The organism is Siphonobacter sp. (assembly GCF_048595215.1).
In the GTDB taxonomy this organism is placed as follows: domain Bacteria; phylum Bacteroidota; class Bacteroidia; order Cytophagales; family Spirosomataceae; genus Siphonobacter.
Window position 1 is genome coordinate 13,820 of sequence record NZ_JBMDWJ010000223.1, and the last position, 21,321, is coordinate 35,140.

The window sequence follows — 21,321 nt, forward strand, 5'->3', positions numbered from 1 at the left end:
TTTACACCCCGTACCGAACAAAGTTAATAATCTTCCGTATCCAGCTGAGACGGAAGTGTTTACGTAATCGCTGGTGAATGACCTCGTCGGGAGAAACGGCCTTCGTCAGCCGACTAAATCGCTCCACCCGCTGTACGTCGTAGCGGTGCGTACCCCGACCAAAGTTCGTGCCCGAACCATCCATACCCGTACTCTCCAGTTTGGAGGCCCGGGGGTGCAAATTGTACGCCTGATGCTTGTAATGAGCATAGGTCCACCGAATGGCCCAGGAATTGAGTACGCCCAGCTGCTGTTTTTTCAGCATCGGTAACAGGTCTTCGCCTCCTCGCATGAATTCCCGCCGGGCCGCTTTATTTTTCATAAACTCCGGAAAATCACTTACCTCCCAGTCAACTTTCGCCCAGCGGTCGGGCCAGGTGCCCCAGCCGTACGAACAGCCCCGGGCCAGTAAGAGGACATCGTGTGGATAGTCCAGCGGAATCTCAATGGGGTAGAGGTAGCCCGAAATAGAAAAAACGCGGATGTCTTTTCGGTAGTATTCCAAGGCCTCGTTCATGAAGCGTAAATAATCGCGGGTACAAAGCAAATCGTCCTCCATCACCACAATTTTATCGTGTTGCTGGAGCACCTGCGTAACCCCACGAATGATGGAAGCGGCCAGCCCACGGTTTTCTTCGCTGAAATCCAGGTGGATGCTCTCGAACCCGCGAACGGACTGGGCGTATTCACGAACGATGGCTACGTTGGCTTCATCAGCGGCCGTTTTGGGCCCATCGGAAAAAATATATAGGGTACTAAATGCAGCTTCTGGACAGCGAAGTAAGCTCTTGACGGTCTTTCGAAAATGTTCCGGACGGTTATAACAAAATAGAGCAATGGGTGCGTACATGAAAAACGTTGGTTGGAAGGCAATGTTGGGTGGAGGGGAGTGAGGTTTGAAGTGGTTTGAGGAAGTTTAAAGTTGGAGTGGGTTTTGGCAGTGATTGTTTCGGGCTTGTATATCAATAATTCTTACCTAAACCAGTCATTAGTAAAATGCTCTTCAATGCGTCACTAATGCTAACTAATGATTCAAACCTCTTAAATCCCCAACTTTCAAACGCACTCAAACCTTAAACTTTTTAAACCTTTTCAAACCATCTTAAACGTCCTCCAACCCCTCTACCTAAAACTGCTTAATCAAAATACCCTGACCCGTGGGAGAGGTGAAAATGGTGTGTCCGACCTTTTGGGCGAAAGCGTCGTGCCCGTGCTTCTGGGCTTCGCAGGTAGGGAAGCCGTAATCATCAAAAATGACAACGGCCCCGCGTACCAGCTTGGGCCAGAAGTACTCCAGAGCGGCTACTTCGGGCACCACCGCATTCATGTCAATCGACAAAAAACAAATCTGCTCGGTATCGGCCTGGGGAAGGGTATCGGGAATGGCTCCTTTGATAATCCGAACGTTGAAATCTTTGAACGTTTCCTGCACCTGTTCGTACAGATTCCGACTTTGTTCATAACCCATCGTATGGTTCCGCTGGATTTCATAATCCGAACTATACCGCGGGTCCAGCCCCTGAAAGGTATCCATGAGGTAGTATCGCTTGTCGGTTTTGGCAAAATCAATGTACTGCATGATAGCCCGGTCGCAGAACCCCGAGAAAACCCCACAGGCCACAAAATCACCCGGCAGGTGCTTGACCTGATCGGCTGCCCAGCAGAGCATATAAATCCGCCATTCCATCCCGTTTTTGGGCACAAGCGTACCGCCCAGCTTCGTCACCCAGGCATACGCGGCGGCAAAGCGAGGATCCTGTTTGAATTCCGTATTGACTTCGGTATAGAGTTTATCCGTTGCGTAATGAAATTTATCTTTTTGCAGCAGGTGAAAATTCCAGGGAGCCCGGATGAATTTCAGATACGGAATCCAGGGTTCAGGGACAATCTTCGATAAAAATGTAAGGGCCATGCGATGTGTTCAGTCTTCAAATCCAGGTTTCCAGGAAAAACAGACGACGAATCCTTCTTTTTTTGATGGAATCAGCCCAAGCGTCGGGTACTTTCCTCTCGCATGAAAGACTGTCGCTGACAATCAGTGATTTACGAATGTGTCAACGCGTACGATTACGGCTTTTTCCTGAAAACTTCTGTAAAGTAACAGCCAATTTTTCAAATACTTTGGAATGGAGTAGGGTTTGACGTGCGTACCTTCGCCGGCAAAAAGGCTTTTCTATGCCGAAACTTTCGGTTTGTATTCCTGCGTATAAGGAGCCAGCTTTACTCGAAAAAGCCCTTCAGGCACTGGAAACGCAGACTTTTCGCGATTACGAATTGATTCTAACGGACGATACGCCCGATGATTCCGTCCGGCAGCTCGCCGAACAATGGCAGTCTCGTTTGCCCCTGCGATACCAAGCCAATCGGCCCGCGTTAGGTACGCCTGAAAACTGGAATTCGGGCATTCGTCTGGCTCAGGGAACGTACATCCTGATTCATCACCACGACGACTGGCTGCTACGTCCGAACAGTCTGGCTTTGTTTGTACAGGCTTTGGATGAACAGCCTGACGCGGTTTTCGCCTTTGCCAATACGGATATTCGTCGGCTGAGTACGGACGAACGCATTCGCCTGAATCGTCCTTCGGAAACGCAACTGACTCAGCTCCGAACCGAACCCGAAGTGCTCATCACGGCTGATTTTGTGGGGGTGCCGAGTACGGTCATGTTCCGGAAATCCGCCGGACTTTTCTTCGATTCCCAGCTCAAGTGGCTCGTTGATGTGGACTTTTACGTGCGGGCCTTGCGGCAACAGCCTCAGGCGGCGTACATCCCTCAGGCCTTGGTAGGGGTGGCCATCCACGAAAAACAGGTGACGGCCTCGGTAACGAAAAACAAAAATTTACTGCTGTTCGAGTACTTCACGGTGGCCGAGAAATTCAATCTCGATCTCCGGCAGGAACCCTATGCCGGAGCGTACGGCTACTGGTTCTGGCGGCTCAATGTACAGTCAGTGGATGAAATTCGGACGGCGGGTTTTCGCGGACCTATTCCCGCGGGTACGGAAGCGTTAATCCGAAACCGTCGTAAATTCGGTTTCCGGCACTGGTACATCAAAACGGTCATGTTCGTCAAATATCGCCTCCTGGGCCTCAAACGCAAGGATCTGCATGAATGAGTTGCCGCTTTCGGTGGTCATCTGTACCTACAACCGGGCCGATCTGATCGGGCTGGCTCTGGCGGATTTGACCCGACAAACGCTGGATACCCATCAGTTTGAAATCATCGTTATTGATAATAATTCCCGCGATACTACGCCAGAGGTCGTGCGGCCCTTTACGGAACAATACCCGCATATTCGGTACTTTTTCGAAGGAAAGCCGGGCCGTAGTATCGCCCGAAATCGGGGCTGGCAGGAAGCACGAGGCGAATTTGTCGCGTACCTCGACGACGATATTCGCGTCGATCCGCAGTGGGCGACGGCTATGCTTAGAGCTTTGCAGCAAACGCCCCGACCGCTGGCCGTGGGTGGACTGGTAGAACCCTGGTACGCCGAAACACCGCCGGCTTGGTTTGTTCGCGACTTTGAACTTCGCAGCTGGGGCGACGAGCCCGGTTATATTCCGGCCCAACGGGCTCCGTTTGGGTTTGCTGGAGGAAATATGGGGATCGCGAAAAAGGTATTGCAGCAGTACGGTGGTTTTCAGGAAGAGCTCGGCGGCGGCGGCGAGCACATGCCACGCATGGGCGAAGAAACCGATCTGTTTTTCCGGATCTACAAAGATCATCAGGCCGAAGCGGACCGTATTTTCTGGTTTGAACCGGCGGCCCGGATTCAGCACTGGACGCCCGCCCGCAACTGGCAGATTCCGTACCGCTTGCAACGCAGTCACGCCAGCGGAGCCGCCCGGGCCTGGATGATGCAGGTAAAGCCGTATTCCTGGCAATACTGGCGGGTGCTAGCTTTTGGGGTGAAGTCCACGTTTCGTTTGCTCAAATCGCTGGCAACCACAAAGCATCCGATGAAAACCGAGTGGGTGAAGTATCGGCAGACGCTGGCCTACCTCAAAGGCTTCTCGGACGAAAGCCGAACGTTAAAGTAAGAAATAAGGGCCTCGTGCCACCCCCATACAGAAAATAAACCATTACAAACCCTTGGGAATTGTCATTCGTCAAAGCCTGAAAGCCAGTGCCGTTACCTACGCCGGTGTGGCCGTTGGAACGATCAATCAGCTTTTTGTTGCTACGCATTTTCTGAGCGAAAGTCAGTTGGGCCTTACGCGTTCGCTGCTTACGTTCAGTCTGTTGTTTTACGCCATTTTTACCTTCGGTGGTCCTTCCATTGCGGACCGGTATTTCAGTCGATTTCGTAACGATGAAGAAAAACACCACGGATTCCTGACGTTTTTGCTCGGGTATGCTGCGGTGTATTTCCTGCTCTTTGTGGTCGTGTACCTGGGCGGTCACCGCTGGTTTATCCATTTTTTTCAGGAAAAGTCGCCGGAACTGGTTCGCTATTATCAGCTATTGATCTGGTTAACGGGCTTTAATTTATTGCAGGGAATCCTGGAAGCGTATTGCCGCAATTTGCAACGCATTGCGGTTCCGGCTATGTTCCGGGAAGTAGGACTGAAGCTGGCCAATATGGTGGTGATCCTGCTGTACGGCTTTAAAGTAATTGATTTTGAAGTATTTATTCGTTTGTACGTCTGGTCGTACGGACTGATCAGTCTGGGACTACTGGTGTACCTGCGGCTGATGGGCAAGCTATACCTCCATCGCATCTCCTGGGATCTGGTACGCCCCGTACTGAGTGAAATGATGCGGTTTGGCTCGATTGCAGCCCTGGGAGCCATCGGAACGACGATTTGTAATTACATCGATCAGGCCATGATTAGCCATTACCTGGGGCAGGACTACGCCGGGGTATTTGCCATTGCCGTACTAATCGCCTCGCTCATCGAGATTCCCAAAAAAGCCCTTACCCAGATTGCCATTCCGCTGGTGGCTCAGTCTATTCGGCAGCATGATTACGTAACCACCGAAAATATGCACCAGAAAGTGGCTCTGCACCAGCTACTGGCGGGAATGTTTCTGTTCGTGGGCATCTGGACCAATCTGGATGATCTGTTCGGAATCATGCCCAAGGGAGCCGTTTTCGCTCAGGGGACGAACGTCGTTTTTCTGTTTCTGATGACCCGACTGCTGGATATGGCGGGGGGCATGAGTGGTGAAATCATGGGGTATTCGCAGTACTACCGCGTATCGACAGCCTTTGTACTGGTGCTAGGCGTACTGACGATTCTCACCAATCAATGGCTGGTACCGAAGTACGGAATCGACGGATCAGCCATGGCGACTACGATCACGATTTTGTTTTACAGTGCCTTACGGGCCGGCTTTGTGTACTGGAAATTTAAAATTCTGCCTTTCACGCAGCAGACCCTCGGAGCCATTGGAATCGGACTTGTGGCGTACTTAATCACCCTCGCCATTCCTGATTTTGGGACTACGGTCGGCACCCGGATTGTGAATATGGTGCTACGGGGCATCGTAACAACGGTCGTCTTTGCATCGATGGTGGTGGGCTTACGCATTTCACCCGAAATCAATGGCCTAATCGATTCGCTGGTTAAACAAGGAAAAGGCCTCATGAAAAAGTAGTCGTATAAATTAAATAATCATTCTTGTTTTTAATTGGTCTAAATAGGTATAGATTTGTGGCGAGTTTTTTCTCCCCAAACAATTCATATCTGTGAGATCACTATACACACTCATTTTTCTTCTTCTTGGTTTCAGTGGATTTGCCCAGACGGGGCAAATCACGGGGCAGGTGCTAACGGCCGACGGTAAAGCGGCTGAAAATGTTTCGGTAGGTGTTAAAGGCCGGGCAATTGGAACGATGTCTGACCACGAAGGAAAGTTTACGATTCAGAAAATCAAGGTTGGCAAGTATACGTTAGTAGCCAGTTTTGTGGGTTTAAAGTCACAAGAGCAATCCGTGGAAGTGACGGAAGGGCAGACGGTAAACGTATCCTTTATGCTTCAGGAAACGTCCAGCCAGCTCGATGAGGTCGTGGTTCGCTCGGCCCAGAATCCGTACCATTCTAATCAGGTTTCTTCGACGCTTCGCATCAATGAACCCATCCTGGAGACGCCGCAGAATATTCAAGTGATTACGGGTAAGGTCTTACAGATTCAGCAGGTAACCACGATGAACGACGGTGTGATCCGGAATGTTAGCGGAGCCACGCGTCTGGAACACTGGGGTGATCTGTACGCCCGGATCAATATGCGGGGCTCCCGTGCTTCGGCATTCCGTAATGGAATGAATGTTACGTCTAGCTGGGGTCCGTTGACGGAAGACATGAGCGTAGTAGATCACATTGAATTTGTAAAAGGTCCGGCGGGCTTTATGATGTCGAATGGCGAACCGGCGGGTATGTACAACGTCGTTACGAAACGCCCGACGGGTGTAACAAAGGGTGAAGCCAGCCTGTTACTCGGTAGCTACGATATGTACCGGGCCTCGGCCGATCTGGATGGTAAACTTTCAGACAAAGTCTGGTATCGCTTCAATGTGATGGGCCAAACGAAGAACTCGTTCCGAGCGTACGAGTTCAATAATCGCTATAGTATTGCCCCCGTGATCAGCTACAAAGTGGATGATCGCACGACTTTAACGGCCGAATACATTTATCAACACGTGAAAATGTCGGACGTAGGAAGCTATTATTCATTTGCAAAAGCAGGCTACGCCGTATTACCCCGCGATTTTACGCTATTGGACCCTGGTCTGGATCCGACTTACGTAGACGACCATAACCTGACGCTGAATGTACAACATCAGCTCAGCAAAAACTGGAAAGTAACGGCTCAGGCTTCGTACTTTAATTACAAACAAAAAGGTACTTCTCTGTGGCCTGCAGCTGACCCCGATAGTGCCGGTAATTTGATTCGTAGCGTCGGGATCTGGGACGCTTCCAACGTTTCTAAATTTGGTCAGGTTTTTGTAAATGGCGAAGAACAAACGGGTTTTATCCACCACCGGATTCTGGGGGGCTTGGACCTGGGGAATAAGGAATATCTCGCCGATTGGAGTCGGTCGCATAGTCTAGATACTGCAGGAACTTTCAACGTGTATCATCCGACGTACGGATCACCCGTGAATGGTTATCCGCAATTTGACCGTAGCAAAAGTCTAGCCCAGCGGGCGGGTATCTATGGAACGGTTACGCAAACCTATACAGCCTTATACTTGCAGGATGAACTAGGCTTCCTGGACAACCGCATTCGCCTGACCCTGGCGGGTCGGTACACATATGTGAAAGACAATGCCTACAACACCTTTACAACGGGCAAACGCTTTACGCCCCGCGTTGGGTTGAGCATTTCGATTGATCCGCAAACCACGGTTTATGGTTTATACGACCAGACTTTTGTACCGCAAACGGGCTTAATCCGAAACGGCGGTACGGTGAAACCCATTTCGGGTAATAACTTAGAAGCAGGTGTGAAACGAGATTGGTTCGGTGGTAAATGGAATACGAGCTTGTCGGTTTATCGGATTCTGAAAAACAATCAGCTTTCACCCGATCCTACTAATGTAGCTAACGAAACCTACGTGTTGCAACTAGGACAAACCCAGACGGAAGGCATCGAATTTGACCTTAAAGGGGAGATTTTACCGGGCTTAAGCTTAGTAGCGAACTATGCTTTAACCGATTCGAAAATTACTAAGCAAACGAGCGAGGCGAATGTAGGAGATAAAGTAGCGGGTTACGCTAAACATGTAGCCAATGCCTGGCTGAGCTACCAAGCTCCCAAAGGTGTTCTGAAAGGACTGGGGCTTTCAGCAGGCTTCTCCTATCAGGGGGATCGCACGACTTGGTCCTGGTTTGCGGCTAACCAGCGAGCCTTACCTAACTACTTCCGTCTGGACGGCGGCGTATTCTGGGAAAAAGAGCACATCACCATTACCGCTAACGTATTCAATATCCTGGATAAATACCTGTACAGTGGATCGGCCTATGCTTCCTATTACTACTGGCAAGCTGAACCAGGACGGAATTCTCGGATTGGCATTACTTATAAATTCTGATCGCACGCTAGTAGATCGATTTCGAAGGCTTCCGGTATAACCGGGGGCCTTTCTTGTTTAATAGCCTATCTAAACGTAATCCGGGTAGGGGTGGTGTTGAACTCATTCGGAGACATGCCTTTATACTAGTAAATAAAAGAATAAGATTGCGTTTCTTAATCTTCATAAACTCCTAGCCCAGATCGGCAAACTGAAAACTCTTCCGTACATTAGACCAGATTTTCACATTAAATCATTCCTTCATCATGTTTCTCACGAGTAAAAAATCTGGTTTGCTGGCGGCGGCCTTCCTGACCTCCTTTGCTGCTTTGAGCCAGGAAGTGCAGAACCTGCCCGTACCCCTGGAAATTCAGAAAGCCTACGAAAACGGCACGCGGAGCACGGACGGCAAGCCGGGTGCGAAATACTGGCAAAATCATTCAGACTATAAAATTCAGGTAGACCTGAATCCGGCTACGCGTCGACTGAGCGGTACGGAACAGGTTGTCTATACCAATAACAGTACGACCCGTCTGCAAAATCTGGTGGTCCGACTGTACCCGGACATCTTCAAGAAAGATGCCAACCGCGATGAACGTGAAATCGACCCTTCGGATATTAATGAAAGCGGCGTTGATGTAGAAAGCATCAGCATCAATGGTATGGAAGCCAAAATTCAGCGGAATGGTACCAATATGTTCGTGAGCGTTCGGGGAGGTTTGGCACCGGGTGAAAAACTGACCCTGGATGTGAAGTGGAATTACCTGATTCCCGCCAAAACCCACATCCGCGAAGGAATCTATTTCAATACTTCGTACATGGTGGCCTACTGGTACCCACAGATCGCCGTATACGACGACATCGATGGCTGGGACAAACAGGATTATACGGGTCAGAAGGAGTTTTACAACGACTTTAATACCTACGACGTGAACATCACCGTTCCGGCCAGTCACCTGGTGTGGGCGACGGGGGAATGGCAAAATCCGGATAAGATTCTTTCCACGGAATATTTAAATCGGTATAAAAACTCGCGTACATCCAGTGAAGTCGTGAAAATCGTTTCGTCTACGGATCGCGAAAAAGGGGGAATCACCCTCGCCAAAACGGGTACGCATACCTACCATTTCAAGGCCGAGCACGTACCTGACTTCGTATTTGCCGCTTCGGATACCTATCTCTGGGATGCCGCCAGTGCCGTAGCCGATCCGAAAACGGGCCGTCGGACGGGCGTTGCCGCAGTATATCACCCTTCCAGCAAAGATTTTTATGACGTATGCCGGTATGCTAAGCAGTGCGTGGAGTACTTCTCGACCTACCTGCCCGGCGTACCATTTCCGTATCCCAATGAAACCGTATTCAACGGGTCGGGTGGGATGGAATTCCCGATGTTCGTAAACGATGGTTCATATCCTCCGGCTTTTGCGGCCGAAGTGACGGCTCACGAAATCGCTCACACGTATTTTCCTTTTTACATGGGAATCAACGAGCGGAAGTACGCGTGGATGGACGAAGGCTGGGCTCAAACCCTGCCCAACTGGCTGGAATTCGACATCGCCGGAATGCCTAAGAAGTTCATGCCGCAGCAAACCAACGCCGCTTACTTTGACCAGTTTGCTGGAAAAGAGCAGGAGCAACCCATGATGGTACCAACCAACCTGCTCAACGGATCGGCGTATACGTTTGCCACCTATATGCGGCCTTCGCAGGCGTATACCTTTCTACGGGATATGCTGGGTCATGATAAATTCAAAGCCACCTTGCAGGAGTACATGGCTCGCTGGAACGGAAAGCACCCCATGCCGTACGATTTCTTCTTCTCATTCAATGATTACCTGAAAGAGGATTTGTCGTGGTACTGGAAACCTTGGTTCTTCGAAAAAGGCTATCCCGATCTGGCTCTGACCGATGTCAGTGATAAGAAAGGAAAGACAAAGATCGTCGTAACGCGTAAAGGTTCATTGCCCGTACCTATTCGGCTGATCGTATTGTTCAACGATGATTCGACCGAGGAGATCAACGAAACGGCCCGGTACTGGAAAGACGGAGCGAAGACCTTTGAAGTAGATAAGAAATTCGGTAAACCCATCAAAAAGATTACCCTTAGCGGTCTAATGATTCCGGACGTAAACCGTAAGGACAACGTCTGGGAACCCGCAGCGAAACAATAGATTCTCCCAACGAAAGCTCAAGATGGTCGGCCTGATAGCCGGCCATTTTTCGTGTTTAGTCTTAATAATTAAGAATCTAGTTACAAAACTGCAGAATCAGTTTTGTAATTGAAAAATAAGTTGAACCTTTGGTTCGATACAATTTAACGAAGAAATGGAAGAACTTACCCGCACTGAAGAACGCGTGATGCAGGCCATCTGGGATTTGGATACGCCCTTCTTCATCAAAGATCTGGTGGAGCGGATGCCGGGCAAACCGCCCTATAATACGATCTTATCCGTTGTGCGAATACTGGAATCGAAGGGCTTTTTGGGGTATAAAGCCTACGGTCGTACGTACGAATACTTCGCCAAAATTCCCAAGGAAGATTACCGGAAAAGTGGGTTTCGCAAACTGCTCAGCGATTATTTCGATGGTTCTACCACGAGCTTACTTTCTTTTATGGCCAGGGAAGAACAGATTACATCGGAGCAGCTTGAGCAACTGCAAAAAATGATTGAAGGCAAAAACTAACAGTAAGGTGAATACGTCTAAAAGAGCGAAACTGCCCCGAATGGCGATGTTCAATTGAGGAGAATCATGAATAGCTATAGTTAGCTGACCATTCGTAAGGTATACCTTGGTTCAAATTCCTAGGATAGGTCAATAAGAAAGGCCCGTTCTCTCCAGAGAATGGGCCTTTCCTGTAATCTACCAGCTATCAACTATACGGTTGCTACCGTCCGTTTAATAAACTCCGTCAGACTCGGGCCACTCAGTAAGCCTTGTGACAACAGAGCCAGGTCAATGAGTTGCTTAGCCAGATTCGAATCCGCGGAATCTTTTACGCGTAAAATGGCCGGGTGGTTTGCGTTGATGATCAGATTGTACGTCATCGGCATCGAACCGAAGAAGGCCGGCTGACCGCCCATTTTAGACATATCATTCATCCGACGCATGAACTCATTCTGGGTCAATACTACCGGAAGCTCGTCGGAACTCAAGGGTTGTACATCTACTGAGTACCCAGCTCCGGCTACGCCTTCGAACAGGGATTTCAGGGACGTTTTCTCGTCTTCACTCAGTACGCTTTCGACCGTAACACCTTTATCGATTAGGCGATCCAGACTGTCGGCATCCACGCGTTTGAAGGACGTTTTCTCCAGTTTCTGCTCCATCTTACCGATGAAGTGCGGGTCAATCGCACCTTCCAGCTTCAGGACATCGTACCCCCGGGTCAGAGCCGTTTGAATGTACGCATCCTGTTTACCGGCGTCGGTGGTGTAAAGCCATACCAGCGAGTCGTCTTTATCTTTTTGCGTCGCTTCGGTTTTGGCTTTGTAGTCTTCCAGCGTATAGTACTTCTCATCCGCACTTTGCAGCAGGACGAAATCCTTGGCTTTGTCGTAGAACTTGTCGTCTGACACCATACCGTACTTGATGAAGAGGCCGATATCACTGAACTTCTCTTCGTAACCCGTACGGTCATTCTTGAACAGTTCGTTCAGTTTATCCGCTACTTTACGGGTGATGTACCCGTTAATTTTCTTCACGTTCGCGTCAGCTTGCAGGAAGCTACGGCTTACGTTCAGCGGAATATCCGGTGAGTCGATCACCCCGTGCAGCAGCATCAGGAAGTCAGGAACGACGTCTTTTACTTCATCCGTGATGAAGACCTGACGGCTGTACAACTGAATCTTTTCACGGCTCAGTTGGAGTTCATTCTTGATTTTGGGGAAGTAGAGAATACCCGTCAGGTTGAAGGGATAATCTACGTTGAGGTGAATCCAGAAGAGCGGTTTTTCCGAGAACGGGTACAAAGTTTCGTAGAACTTCAGGTAGTCCTCGTCCGTCAGGTCGTTCGGATTTTTCGTCCAGATGGGTTCGGTTTCGTTGATCACCTTACCGTCGAATTCGACGGGGATCGGCAGGAATTTGCCGTACTTCTCCAGAATAGTATTCAGACGGTACTGTTCCAGAAATTCTTCTGAATCTGGAGCAACGTGCAGAATAATGTCCGTACCACGTTCGGTTTTGTCAGCCGCCGTAATCTCAAATTCCGTTGAACCATCGCAAATCCAGCGAGCTGCCGGAGCATCCTGATACGACTTAGTAACGATTTCTACCTGCGAGGCTACCATGAATGCCGAGTAGAAGCCCAGTCCAAACTGACCAATAATCGCTCCCCGTTCTACACCCTGATCTTTGTATTTTTCCACGAATTCCAGAGCACCGGAGAAAGCAATCTGATTGATATACTTTTTAATCTCCTCGGCAGTCATGCCCAAACCCTTATCGCTAATGGTAATGGTTTTGGCTTCTTTATCAACGGAAACCTTAATTGTCAAATCCCCTAATTCTCCGCCATATTCGCCCAAAGACGCTAATCGCTTGATTTTCTGCGTGGCATCAACGGCGTTGGATACTAATTCGCGAAGAAAAATCTCATGGTCGGAATACAGAAATTTCTTAATGATGGGGAAAATATTCTCCGTGTGAATCGAAATATTCCCCTTTTCATGAAAAGTGGTTGTATCCATTGGTATGTAATAAGTTGGAATGATGGTGAATCGGAGAAAAGTCTAGCAAAGTTTATTCCTAAGTAAATAAAATGTCATATTGACAGATAAAGACAAAATCGTATCAAGTAAGGTGAAAAAAAGGTAATACTGTTGGTATAAAAATAAGTTAAAATTGCATATTAGTTGCTTATCCTGCTTTACCTCGAACAATTCGTATTGATAACCTATGAACAGACGGCATAAAAAGTGCCGTCTGTTTTACTTTTTACAAGGTCCGGGAATGATCCTTTTTAAAAAATTTTCCGTACTGTCTTATTGTAAACAGTGTCTTAGTGTATAAAGCTTTACTTAAGCACGGGAAATAAAGGCTACTGTTTACCAGGATATTGAAAATATTTTTTTGTTATCAACATGTGAAAATGCTGCGAAGCGGAAGTCATATTTTAAAGACAAATGAGTATTTTTACTTATTTAAACTCCTGTAAATGAGTCTTATAATGCAGGAAATGCTTCAAAGACGTTACCAAGTAGTAAAAAATTGAAAACACTTTAACGACGAATTACGTTAGTATCGGTACTCACAGAGCGGCGGGCGACTTTGAAATGTAAATATTTAAATTGTACTTTTGCAATAGTAATTCTTGAGTGACCTAAAGCTCTTCAGCCTTAAATAACGATACCCAACTTATGAAAGCACCTGTTTCCTCCAAATCCATCAGTCCGACGGACTATCTCATTGCCGCAGTTTTATTTTTAGGTTTATTGTTGACCGTCTTTTCGTTCAGCCAGATTCACTAAGAACCCATAGTTGTTTCGTAGCAAACTAGCGTTTTAGGAGTATCCGCATATGTACCTCTGTCAGGCCCGCAGTTAAACGGCTCGACAGAGGTTTTTTATTTCTATGTATTGGATAAAGTAGGGGTAAATTTGCCGACACGAGCAAAAGCCCTTTTATTCGCCTCTGCTTAACTAAACATTTCAAGTAGTGAATCATCTTTGGGGTATAGATTTGGGAGGCACCAAAATTGAGTGTGCCGTATTAAACGCCGACAACATCAAAGAAGTCCGGGTTCGTCGCCGGATTCCTACCGAAGCCGACCAAGGGTACGAACATATTCTTAATCAGATTGAAAAACTGGTTAACCAGGTTATTGAAGAGTTAGGGGAACGGCCGGAGAGAATTGGCTTTGCCACACCCGGTACGCTCGATCCCGTTACGCAAACGATGCGGGGTTGTAATACCGTAGTAATGAATGATCAGCCCATGCAGAAAGATCTTGAAGCACGGCTGGGCGTATCCTGTTTGATTGCCAATGATGCCAACTGTTTTGCCTTAGCGGAGGCCCTTTTGGGTGCTGCACCCGAAGTATACCCGAAGGCTCAGGTTGTATTCGGTATCATTATGGGTACGGGTGTCGGTGGGGGCGTGGTGATCAACGGAAAAGTATGGGGCGGTCGTCAGGGAATTGGCGGTGAATGGGGGCATATCTTCCTGGATGAATCCGGAGGGCCTTGCTACTGCGGAAATGTAGGTTGTGTAGAAACCGTATTATCAGGACCTTCGCTTCAACGTTTTTACACGCAGGAAGCCGGTGAAAAACGTAGTATGCCTGACATTTTGGCCCGCCATCAGGCCGGTACTGATCCGGCTGCAACGGCTACCGTTGAACGCATGCTGAATCAGTTCGGCAAGGCGTTGTCAATCATTACCAATTTGCTTGATCCGGACGTAATTGTGATTGGAGGCGGTGTATCTAATATTGATCTGCTGTATACTGAAGGTGTGCAGCGGGCTCAAAAGCACATCTTTACGCCTAAGCCTGACGTGTTAGTAGTGAAAAACGTGTTAGGCGATAGTGCGGGCGTTTTCGGAGCAGCTCTTTTGTAATAAATACCTCTCATTTATTCAAAATTAAACCTCGTACAGCCATGCAACTTTCAGCAGACCGGACGGCTCTCGTCCTGATTGAGTTTCAGAATGATTTTACGACCGAAGGAGGTGTTTTGCATGACGGCGTAAAGACCGTTATGGAATCGACTCAGATGCTTCCGCATACCATCGAACTGGTTCGGCAGGCTCGGGAAGCGGGTGTACAGATTGTACACGTACCGATTTCTTTCACGGAAGATTACCATGAATTGAATCCGACGCCGTACGGGATTCTGAAAGGGGTGAAAGACGCCGGAGCCTTCAAAAAGGGAACCTGGGGTGCTGAAATTATTTCAGACCTGCATCCGCATCCCGAGGATATCGTTATCGAAGGAAAACGGGGATTGTGTGCTTTTGCCAGTACGAACCTCGATTTTATCCTGCGAAACCGAGGTTTACAAAACATCGCTCTGGCGGGTTTTCTCACCAATTGTTGCGTGGAATCGACGATGCGGACGGCCTACGAAAAAGGTTATTACGTCATGACTCTGACCGATTGTTGTGCAACACTAAGTCAGGAGGAACACGACAACGCTCTGACCAAGGATTTTCCCATGTTTAGTCAGCCCATGACGCATCAGGAGTTTCTAAGCTCCGTAGGTACGGAAGTGGAGCTGGTAGGGAAAGGCTACGAATAAATAAAAAAAGCGATTCAGTACTGCTGAGTCGCTTTTTTATTCTTACAGGAATGCAAAGCGGCTGTAATTTTCCGCAGCAAGGCCAAGAATACGTAACGAATGAATATTCCTGATCCATTAACAGACCTTTCCTGAATGCCTAGGAAATCATAGGATTACAGAGCGGGTGTATGCGTCTGGAGCGTCGCACGCGGCTATCCACATTTAAATTTTTGTCCCCACCACCGACTAGACCTAATCATTAAACGCCATATTTGAACGAAAATGCTCTTCTTCAAAAAATTATCCGTGCAATGAAACGCCTATTTACCGCCTGTCTTTTACTGGGAACGATCCACGTAGGTTTAGCCCAAACGAACTTTAAATATCGGCCATCCGCCCATTCGCACAACGATTACGAACAAAGTAAACCCCTAGAAAACGCGTATGCTCTGGGCTTTGGCTCGATCGAAGCAGACGTGTACGTACAAAACGGGGAATTGATGGTGGCTCACGAACGCAGCGAAATCAAACCCGAGCGTACCTTCCGTCAATTGTATCTGACGCCTTTACTCAAACTAGTACGGCAGCACGAAGGCTATCCCTATCCGGGCCATCATCCCTTGCAATTAATGGTTGATCTGAAGGATGCGGAAGCGTTGCCCCTGTTGGAGCACTTACTCAAATCACATCAATTTGAACTCAAACAGGTTCGCTTTGTAGTGAGTGGTAATATGCCTCGTCCGGAAGAATTTAAAAACTATGATGCAATCATCAATTTTGATGGGCGTCGCTCTCAAAGCTATGCGGCTGATGCAAAGGCACGCGTACCACTGATTAGTGCCGACTTTAAAGAATTCAGTACGCAGGCCTGGGATGGAATTACACCGCTCTCGAAGGAGGTAGAATCAAAACTAAAAACCTTCGTCGCTCAAGCTCACGCCAACGGTCAGAAAACCCGCGTATGGGGAACTCCGAACACGGCTCTGGCGTACCAGACCCTTCAGAAAATTGGACTCGATTACATTGGCTCAGATCAACTCGACAAATTGGCGGCTACCCTCAACTAGTACGGTCGATTTGCGGCCTGGTGTAATCTTTTAGTAAACGGAATGGTTACTTCTCTAGCCGTTCGTACCGGATGGTGCGAACGGTTTTTTCTATCGAAATTGACTGGGTATGAAGCTCATTAAATTAGCCGCAGGCGTAGTGAATACCATTCCGCTGGACTGGAATGGCAATCTTCAAAATATTCTTTCCTGTATTGAGGAAGCCCGTAATCAGGAGGTTACGTTGTTGTGTTTACCCGAATTGAGTCTGAGTGGATACGGGTGCGAAGATATGTTCTACGCACCCTACGTAGCGGAAACGGCCCTGAGTCAGTTGCAGGAGATCGTTCCCTACACTTCCGATCTGGCCGTATCGGTGGGTTTGCCTTTAATGCTGAACAACAAGTTGTACAATGCTTCCTGTTTCATTGTCAATCGACAGATTCGGGGCTTTGCACTGAAGAAAAACCTGGCCAATAACGGGATTCATTACGAAACTCGCTGGTTTCATGCGTGGTCAGCCGGGGATCGAACCAACGTAAAAATCAATGGGATTGATTACCCCGCGGGGGATCTGCTTTTCGAAGTAGCGGGAGCCAAAATCGGTTTTGAAATTTGCGAAGACGCCTGGATTGCCAACCGTCCCGGTCGCGAGTTATACGCTCGTGGGGTAGATATTATTCTGAATCCTTCCGCCAGCCACTTTAGCTTCTTCAAAAGCCAGACCCGCGAACGGTTTGTACAGGACGGCAGTCGCTCTTTCGGCTGTGTGTACGTGTATTCGAATCTGTTGGGTAACGAAGCGGGCCGGGCCATCTACGACGGTGATGCCATGATCGCCCAGTCTGGAGAGATGCTGGCTTCGGGTACGCGTTTCAGCTATACTGATCATTACATGGTCACAGCAACGGTCGATCTGGAAAAAGGTCGCCTCGAGCAAACGCAGAACCGGGCCGTATTCAGCAAAGTTGCCGATGCGTTGATGGTTTCCGTACCCTTTCAGTGGCCCGAAATTCGTCCGGCCCGCAACCAGTATGTACTGGAAGACTGGGAAGCGAAAGGCTACCAAAAGGAAGAGGAATTTGCTCGGGCCGTATCGCTGGCCTTGTTTGACTACCTGCGGAAAAGTCGTTCCCAGGGCTTTGTTGTATCGCTTTCGGGGGGTGCTGACTCGTCGGCCTGTGCCGCTCTGGTATACCTGATGGTGGAACTGGGCGTAGAAAGTATTGGAATTGAGCGATTCAAACAACGACTCAGTTATATTGAAAAAATTCAGCAGGCGACTTCGACCAAGGAAATCGTACATGAACTGCTGTACTGCATCTGGCAGGGAACGGAAAATTCTTCGGCGGAGACGAAGTTTTCGGCAACCTCACTAGCTGAAGATCTGAACGCCCGTTTCTACGACGTCAACATCAATGGCCTCGTTGAAACCTACAAAGAACTCATTGAATCCGGACTGGATCGTAAACTGAGCTGGGACACCGATGACATTGCCCTGCAAAACATACAGGCTCGGGTACGGGCTCCGAGTGCCTGGTTGCTGACTAATATTTACAACTGTTTGTTGCTTTCCACTTCCAACCGGTCGGAAGCGTCCGTAGGGTATGCAACCATGGATGGTGACACGGCAGGTAGTATCTCGCCGCTCGCGGGTATCGATAAAACGTTTCTCCGGAAATGGCTCCTGTGGCTGGAAGAAGTAGGTCTGGGGGGTACCCTGAAAGTGAAAGGCCTGAACGCCATGAACAACCTGCAACCTACGGCCGAATTACGCCCCGCAGATCGGAAGCAAACGGATGAGGCCGATTTGATGCCCTACGAAGTGCTCAATGCAATCGAAACCTACGGCTTCCGCGATAAGCAGCCGCCGAAGGAAGTACTCAAAAAGCTGGAACTGGATTTCGAAGGTATCTATACGCGGGAAGAGCTGGTTGCCTGGACGGAACGTTTCTTCCGTCTCTGGAGTCGTAATCAGTGGAAACGCGAACGGTATGCTCCCAGCTTCCACATCGATGACCGGAACCTTGACCCACGTACCTGGCTTCGTTTCCCCATTTTGTCAGGCGGTTTCGAAAAAGAACTGGCCGAACTGCGGGAAGAGGCCAATAGTCCTTTGGGACGCCGGCGGATTGGATTTGGAAATTAAAATAGCTCGGCTGGGTTTGCTGCCGTTGTGGAATGAATGAAATGGCTGGGGACGCGTCTTTGACGCGTCCCCAGCCATTTATTAAAACGTTTACAAATGATGATAATCAAGTAATCCTAAACATCAAAACTTCCCCTGCAACGCCTCCAACGCTACCGCCAGATACACCAGCGGAGCATTCCAGTTGATCGCAATCTCATTGGAAGCATAGGAGCAGACATCATCCGTAAACGAAACATCGGGTAGTTTTGAAGGGTAGGTGGTGCACTTATCCTGCTGTCCCGGATTAGGGCCGCCCGAAATCATACCGGGTACGGGGTCTACGACGCCATCTGCTTCCGACAACCGATGGTGAGGGTGCATCACCCGCTTACTCCCGAAGCCCGTCAGGAGGCAGTAGCCCGTCGGATTTTGTCCCAACAGATAATTCAGATTCGACAAGGCTCCTGCTAAATACTCTTTTCGTGGACTCAGTCGGTACGCGTGCAGTAAAGCAATCCCCTGATTCGCCGCAACCGAGCTGCTACCCCAACTGAAGTCTTTTGCCGTCTGGCCCATTACGGTAGCGTTAGCACTGGCCGCATAGTCAGCCACCAACGCATCAGCTTCCTTCAGTAACAAAGCCCGCAGCCCCGCCACTTCGCTCTGAGCTGCTTCGGGTAATTGCTTTTGCAAACGGGTAAGGGTATAATAACCCAGGGTCCGGACCTGATTCCAGGAGGGCAGGGGAGCTTTGGGGTCGGGTAGCCAGGCCAGTCGGTATTGTTTGTCTTTCGTCAGGGCATACAACTCGGCGGCGGCCCAGATCCACTCATCGCTCACGTCGCGGTCACCGTACGTGCCTGTGCTGATGTCGGGGTCGAAGGCCTTATTAATGGCCTCCTGATCGTACAAAACTTTGGGGTTTTCCTTCGCCCAGTTCCAGGCCTGTACCGCCATGACCCGGCAGGAGTCCGACAGACCCGGCAATGCTTTGGAGAAAGGCTTGAATACCCGGGCCGCTTGAGCCATCACTGCCGCAAAATCGAGCGTGGCGGCGGTACTTTTCTGAACGACGTACCGTATGGTATGAGCATTCTGCGGCATAATCATTCCATCGAATTTGGCGTTGGTGAGCTTATGATACACGCCGCCGTCGTTGGGATCCTGCATGGTGAGCATCCAGCGAAGATTGACGAGTACTTCATCCAGTAAATCCGGAATAGCATTCGTTTTCTCGGGAATATCTAGCGAAAGTTTCTGAACAAAAGCCGGATGATCTTCATACAGCGAGAGCAACGTTCCTACCGTAATACCCGAATTCACGATATACTTGTTGTAGTCGCCCGCATCGTACCAGCCGCCGGGCGAAGACAGCACCGTACCCGCCGGCCGCTCCTTCGATGCCGCCGAAGGGTGTACCACCACCTTCGTATCCGGATGACCTACGGGGCGGGCCCATTTGCCCGCGTAGGCTTTTGTTAGGGGGTCCGAAACCCGGTTGTAGTAAAACATTTTGATACTGGCCTGAGCGGCGTTCCGGTGAATATTACTCTGAATTTTGAACGGGTACGAAGTGCCAATCTCCGGGACGATCAGCTGATAGGTGCCAGGTTTTTGAAAAGCCGTAAAATCGGCTACGCGGGTCTGCCGGGAGGCGTATGAATTGGTTCGTACCTCGCTCAGCGTACCCCTGAATACGGTATCCCGTCTGGCAACCACGGCAAACGTGCGGCCCGCTTCGGGTACAATGGCTTGTTTGGTTGCCTTCGGATAAAAACCAATCTGGTTGAGCTGAATGGATTCGGTGGGGGTTTGAGCAGCTAACGTGCCGCTGGTCAGTAATAGGGAAAACAGAAATCGGATACGCATACGGATGCTGGGTTTAGAGCAAAGAATATACGCAAGTTAAGGCGGAGCCTCAGGTACGGCAATTGCAAAGCCGCTGGAATCGACGAAATGTCGCTAAACGACTGTAGCTTTGTCCGGTCATTGCCGATCTGGCAACCGCTTCAACATTTAGATCATTGCATGTTTCTCGCCATCGACGTCGGTAATACTGATATTGTTTTTGGAGTCCATCCGGGTTCGGGCTGGCGGTGCCAGTTTCGCATTCCTACGCATTATAGCACACGTTCGGCGGATTACGAAGTACGCGTACGTACGCTTTTTCTGGAAAATGATTTGAAAATCAGTGACATCACCCGGGTGGGGATCAGTAGCGTGGTACCGGGGGAGACGGGTTTGATTCGCAGTTTAGTAACAGAATTATTCCAGCTTGAGCCTTTCGTGGTAGGGCCGGATCTGTATCCACTGCTGGGCCTGGGTATCGCCAGCCCCCGCGAGATCGGTACTGACCTGGTGTGCAATGCCGTCTATGCCTGGGAAACGTACCAACAAAATAGTGTCGTCGTGGATTTTGGTACGGCTCTAACGTTTACCGTCGTCAGCGAAGCCCGGATTGTGGGCGTGAATATCGTACCAGGAATCAAAACGGCCCTGCGTTCCCTTTTTGCCAATACCGCTCAGCTGCCCGAAGTGCCGCTGGAAATGCCCGCGTCAGCCATCGGGAAGAACACCGTACACGCCATTCAGGCCGGAATCCTGTGGGGCTACGTAGGTTTAGTGAAGGAACAATTATTTCAGATTCAGAAAGAAGTAGGACCGTGTAAGGTACTGGCCACGGGAGGCCTTTCCTCCGTCCTGAAACCTTTACACGAACTATTTGAAGAAGTAGATATTAATTTGACACTTAATGGTCTGAAAATCATTGGCGATAAATTGTAAAATTGAACTTTAAAAACAATATCTATAATTGAACGTTTATTTTAAACGATTGTTTAAATTTTATTTGGAAGAAATGATT

General features: G+C 49.1%; 15 protein-coding genes. 11 read left to right on the forward strand and 4 right to left on the reverse strand.

Translation table 11 applies throughout. From position 1 onward, the window contains the following. Window position 1: 1 nt before the first annotated feature. Both ACOJTG_RS13985 and ACOJTG_RS13990 read right to left on the reverse strand, forming a co-directional pair. Window positions 2-889: a glycosyltransferase gene (locus ACOJTG_RS13985; RefSeq protein WP_420154389.1), complete on the reverse strand. Its 888-nt coding sequence runs from the start codon at window positions 887-889 to the stop codon at window positions 2-4. A 276-nt stretch (window positions 890-1,165) separates the two neighbouring features. Further along, window positions 1,166-1,951 carry a TylF/MycF/NovP-related O-methyltransferase gene (locus ACOJTG_RS13990; protein ID WP_420154390.1) on the reverse strand — a complete coding sequence of 262 codons (786 nt, stop codon included), beginning with the start codon at window positions 1,949-1,951 and terminating at the stop codon, window positions 1,166-1,168. Window positions 1,952-2,214: 263 nt separating this feature from the next. Here ACOJTG_RS13990 and ACOJTG_RS13995 point away from each other — a divergent pair, with 263 nt between their 5' ends. The 6 genes from ACOJTG_RS13995 to ACOJTG_RS14020 all read left to right on the forward strand — a co-directional run bounded on the left by ACOJTG_RS13995 (window position 2,215) and on the right by ACOJTG_RS14020 (window position 10,743). Beyond that, window positions 2,215-3,156, forward strand: a complete 942-nt coding sequence (locus ACOJTG_RS13995; protein WP_420154391.1) for a glycosyltransferase family 2 protein — start codon at window positions 2,215-2,217, stop codon at window positions 3,154-3,156. Beyond that, a complete protein-coding gene (locus tag ACOJTG_RS14000; RefSeq protein ID WP_420154392.1) occupies window positions 3,149-4,081 on the forward strand; it encodes a glycosyltransferase family 2 protein in 933 nt (310 codons plus the stop codon). Before ACOJTG_RS13995 ends, ACOJTG_RS14000 begins: the two co-directional genes overlap by 8 nt. A 52-nt stretch (window positions 4,082-4,133) precedes the next feature. Further along, complete coding sequence (locus ACOJTG_RS14005) at window positions 4,134-5,642, forward strand: polysaccharide biosynthesis C-terminal domain-containing protein (protein WP_420154393.1); 1,509 nt, start codon at window positions 4,134-4,136, stop codon at window positions 5,640-5,642. Between the two features lie 91 nt (window positions 5,643-5,733). Next, complete coding sequence (locus tag ACOJTG_RS14010; RefSeq protein WP_420154394.1) at window positions 5,734-8,079, forward strand: TonB-dependent siderophore receptor; 2,346 nt, start codon at window positions 5,734-5,736, stop codon at window positions 8,077-8,079. A 245-nt stretch (window positions 8,080-8,324) separates the two neighbouring features. Next, window positions 8,325-10,229: a M1 family metallopeptidase gene (locus tag ACOJTG_RS14015; RefSeq protein ID WP_420154395.1), complete on the forward strand. Its 1,905-nt coding sequence runs from the start codon at window positions 8,325-8,327 to the stop codon at window positions 10,227-10,229. Window positions 10,230-10,383: 154 nt separating this feature from the next. Beyond that, the gene (locus ACOJTG_RS14020; protein WP_420154396.1) at window positions 10,384-10,743 is read left to right on the forward strand and encodes a BlaI/MecI/CopY family transcriptional regulator; all 360 of its coding nucleotides are present in this window, start codon (window positions 10,384-10,386) and stop codon (window positions 10,741-10,743) included. A gap of 191 nt (window positions 10,744-10,934) precedes the next feature. Here ACOJTG_RS14020 and htpG read toward each other — a convergent pair whose 3' ends face one another. Next, window positions 10,935-12,749 carry a molecular chaperone HtpG gene (gene htpG, locus ACOJTG_RS14025; protein ID WP_420154397.1) on the reverse strand — a complete coding sequence of 605 codons (1,815 nt, stop codon included), beginning with the start codon at window positions 12,747-12,749 and terminating at the stop codon, window positions 10,935-10,937. Window positions 12,750-13,716: 967 nt separating this feature from the next. On the opposite strand from htpG, the gene ACOJTG_RS14030 reads away from it, so the two are divergent. The 4 genes from ACOJTG_RS14030 to nadE all read left to right on the forward strand — a co-directional run bounded on the left by ACOJTG_RS14030 (window position 13,717) and on the right by nadE (window position 18,476). Beyond that, the gene (locus ACOJTG_RS14030; RefSeq protein WP_420154398.1) at window positions 13,717-14,619 is read left to right on the forward strand and encodes an ROK family protein; all 903 of its coding nucleotides are present in this window, start codon (window positions 13,717-13,719) and stop codon (window positions 14,617-14,619) included. Window positions 14,620-14,660: 41 nt separating this feature from the next. Beyond that, window positions 14,661-15,299 carry a cysteine hydrolase gene (locus ACOJTG_RS14035; protein ID WP_420154399.1) on the forward strand — a complete coding sequence of 213 codons (639 nt, stop codon included), beginning with the start codon at window positions 14,661-14,663 and terminating at the stop codon, window positions 15,297-15,299. 293 nt (window positions 15,300-15,592) lie between these two features. Next, window positions 15,593-16,348 (forward strand): hypothetical protein, encoded by a 756-nt coding sequence (locus tag ACOJTG_RS14040; protein WP_420154400.1) that lies wholly within the window; start codon window positions 15,593-15,595, stop codon window positions 16,346-16,348. Between the two features lie 109 nt (window positions 16,349-16,457). Beyond that, window positions 16,458-18,476: an NAD(+) synthase gene (nadE, locus tag ACOJTG_RS14045; protein ID WP_420154401.1), complete on the forward strand. Its 2,019-nt coding sequence runs from the start codon at window positions 16,458-16,460 to the stop codon at window positions 18,474-18,476. 123 nt (window positions 18,477-18,599) lie between these two features. Here nadE and ACOJTG_RS14050 read toward each other — a convergent pair whose 3' ends face one another. Then, window positions 18,600-20,327, reverse strand: a complete 1,728-nt coding sequence (locus tag ACOJTG_RS14050) for a glycoside hydrolase family 9 protein (protein WP_420154402.1) — start codon at window positions 20,325-20,327, stop codon at window positions 18,600-18,602. A gap of 159 nt (window positions 20,328-20,486) precedes the next feature. Between ACOJTG_RS14050 and ACOJTG_RS14055 the strand changes: the two genes are divergently transcribed. After that, a complete protein-coding gene (locus ACOJTG_RS14055) occupies window positions 20,487-21,242 on the forward strand; it encodes a type III pantothenate kinase (protein ID WP_420154403.1) in 756 nt (251 codons plus the stop codon). The last annotated feature ends 79 nt before the right edge of the window (window positions 21,243-21,321 follow it).

Excerpts from the sequence above, each read along its gene's own strand:
- ACOJTG_RS14000 (WP_420154392.1), top strand. The coding sequence starts at position 3,149 with ATGAATGAGTTGCCGCTTTCGGTGGTCATCTGTACCTACAACCGGGCC.
- nadE (WP_420154401.1), top strand. The coding sequence starts at position 16,458 with ATGAAGCTCATTAAATTAGCCGCAGGCGTAGTGAATACCATTCCGCTG.
- ACOJTG_RS13995 (WP_420154391.1), top strand. The coding sequence starts at position 2,215 with ATGCCGAAACTTTCGGTTTGTATTCCTGCGTATAAGGAGCCAGCTTTA.
- ACOJTG_RS13985 (WP_420154389.1), bottom strand. The coding sequence starts at position 889 with ATGTACGCACCCATTGCTCTATTTTGTTATAACCGTCCGGAACATTTT.
- ACOJTG_RS14055 (WP_420154403.1), top strand. The coding sequence starts at position 20,487 with ATGTTTCTCGCCATCGACGTCGGTAATACTGATATTGTTTTTGGAGTC.
- ACOJTG_RS14035 (WP_420154399.1), top strand. The coding sequence starts at position 14,661 with ATGCAACTTTCAGCAGACCGGACGGCTCTCGTCCTGATTGAGTTTCAG.
- ACOJTG_RS13990 (WP_420154390.1), bottom strand. The coding sequence starts at position 1,951 with ATGGCCCTTACATTTTTATCGAAGATTGTCCCTGAACCCTGGATTCCG.
- ACOJTG_RS14040 (WP_420154400.1), top strand. The coding sequence starts at position 15,593 with ATGAAACGCCTATTTACCGCCTGTCTTTTACTGGGAACGATCCACGTA.
- ACOJTG_RS14015 (WP_420154395.1), top strand. The coding sequence starts at position 8,325 with ATGTTTCTCACGAGTAAAAAATCTGGTTTGCTGGCGGCGGCCTTCCTG.
- ACOJTG_RS14020 (WP_420154396.1), top strand. The coding sequence starts at position 10,384 with ATGGAAGAACTTACCCGCACTGAAGAACGCGTGATGCAGGCCATCTGG.
- ACOJTG_RS14050 (WP_420154402.1), bottom strand. The coding sequence starts at position 20,327 with ATGCGTATCCGATTTCTGTTTTCCCTATTACTGACCAGCGGCACGTTA.
- htpG (WP_420154397.1), bottom strand. The coding sequence starts at position 12,749 with ATGGATACAACCACTTTTCATGAAAAGGGGAATATTTCGATTCACACG.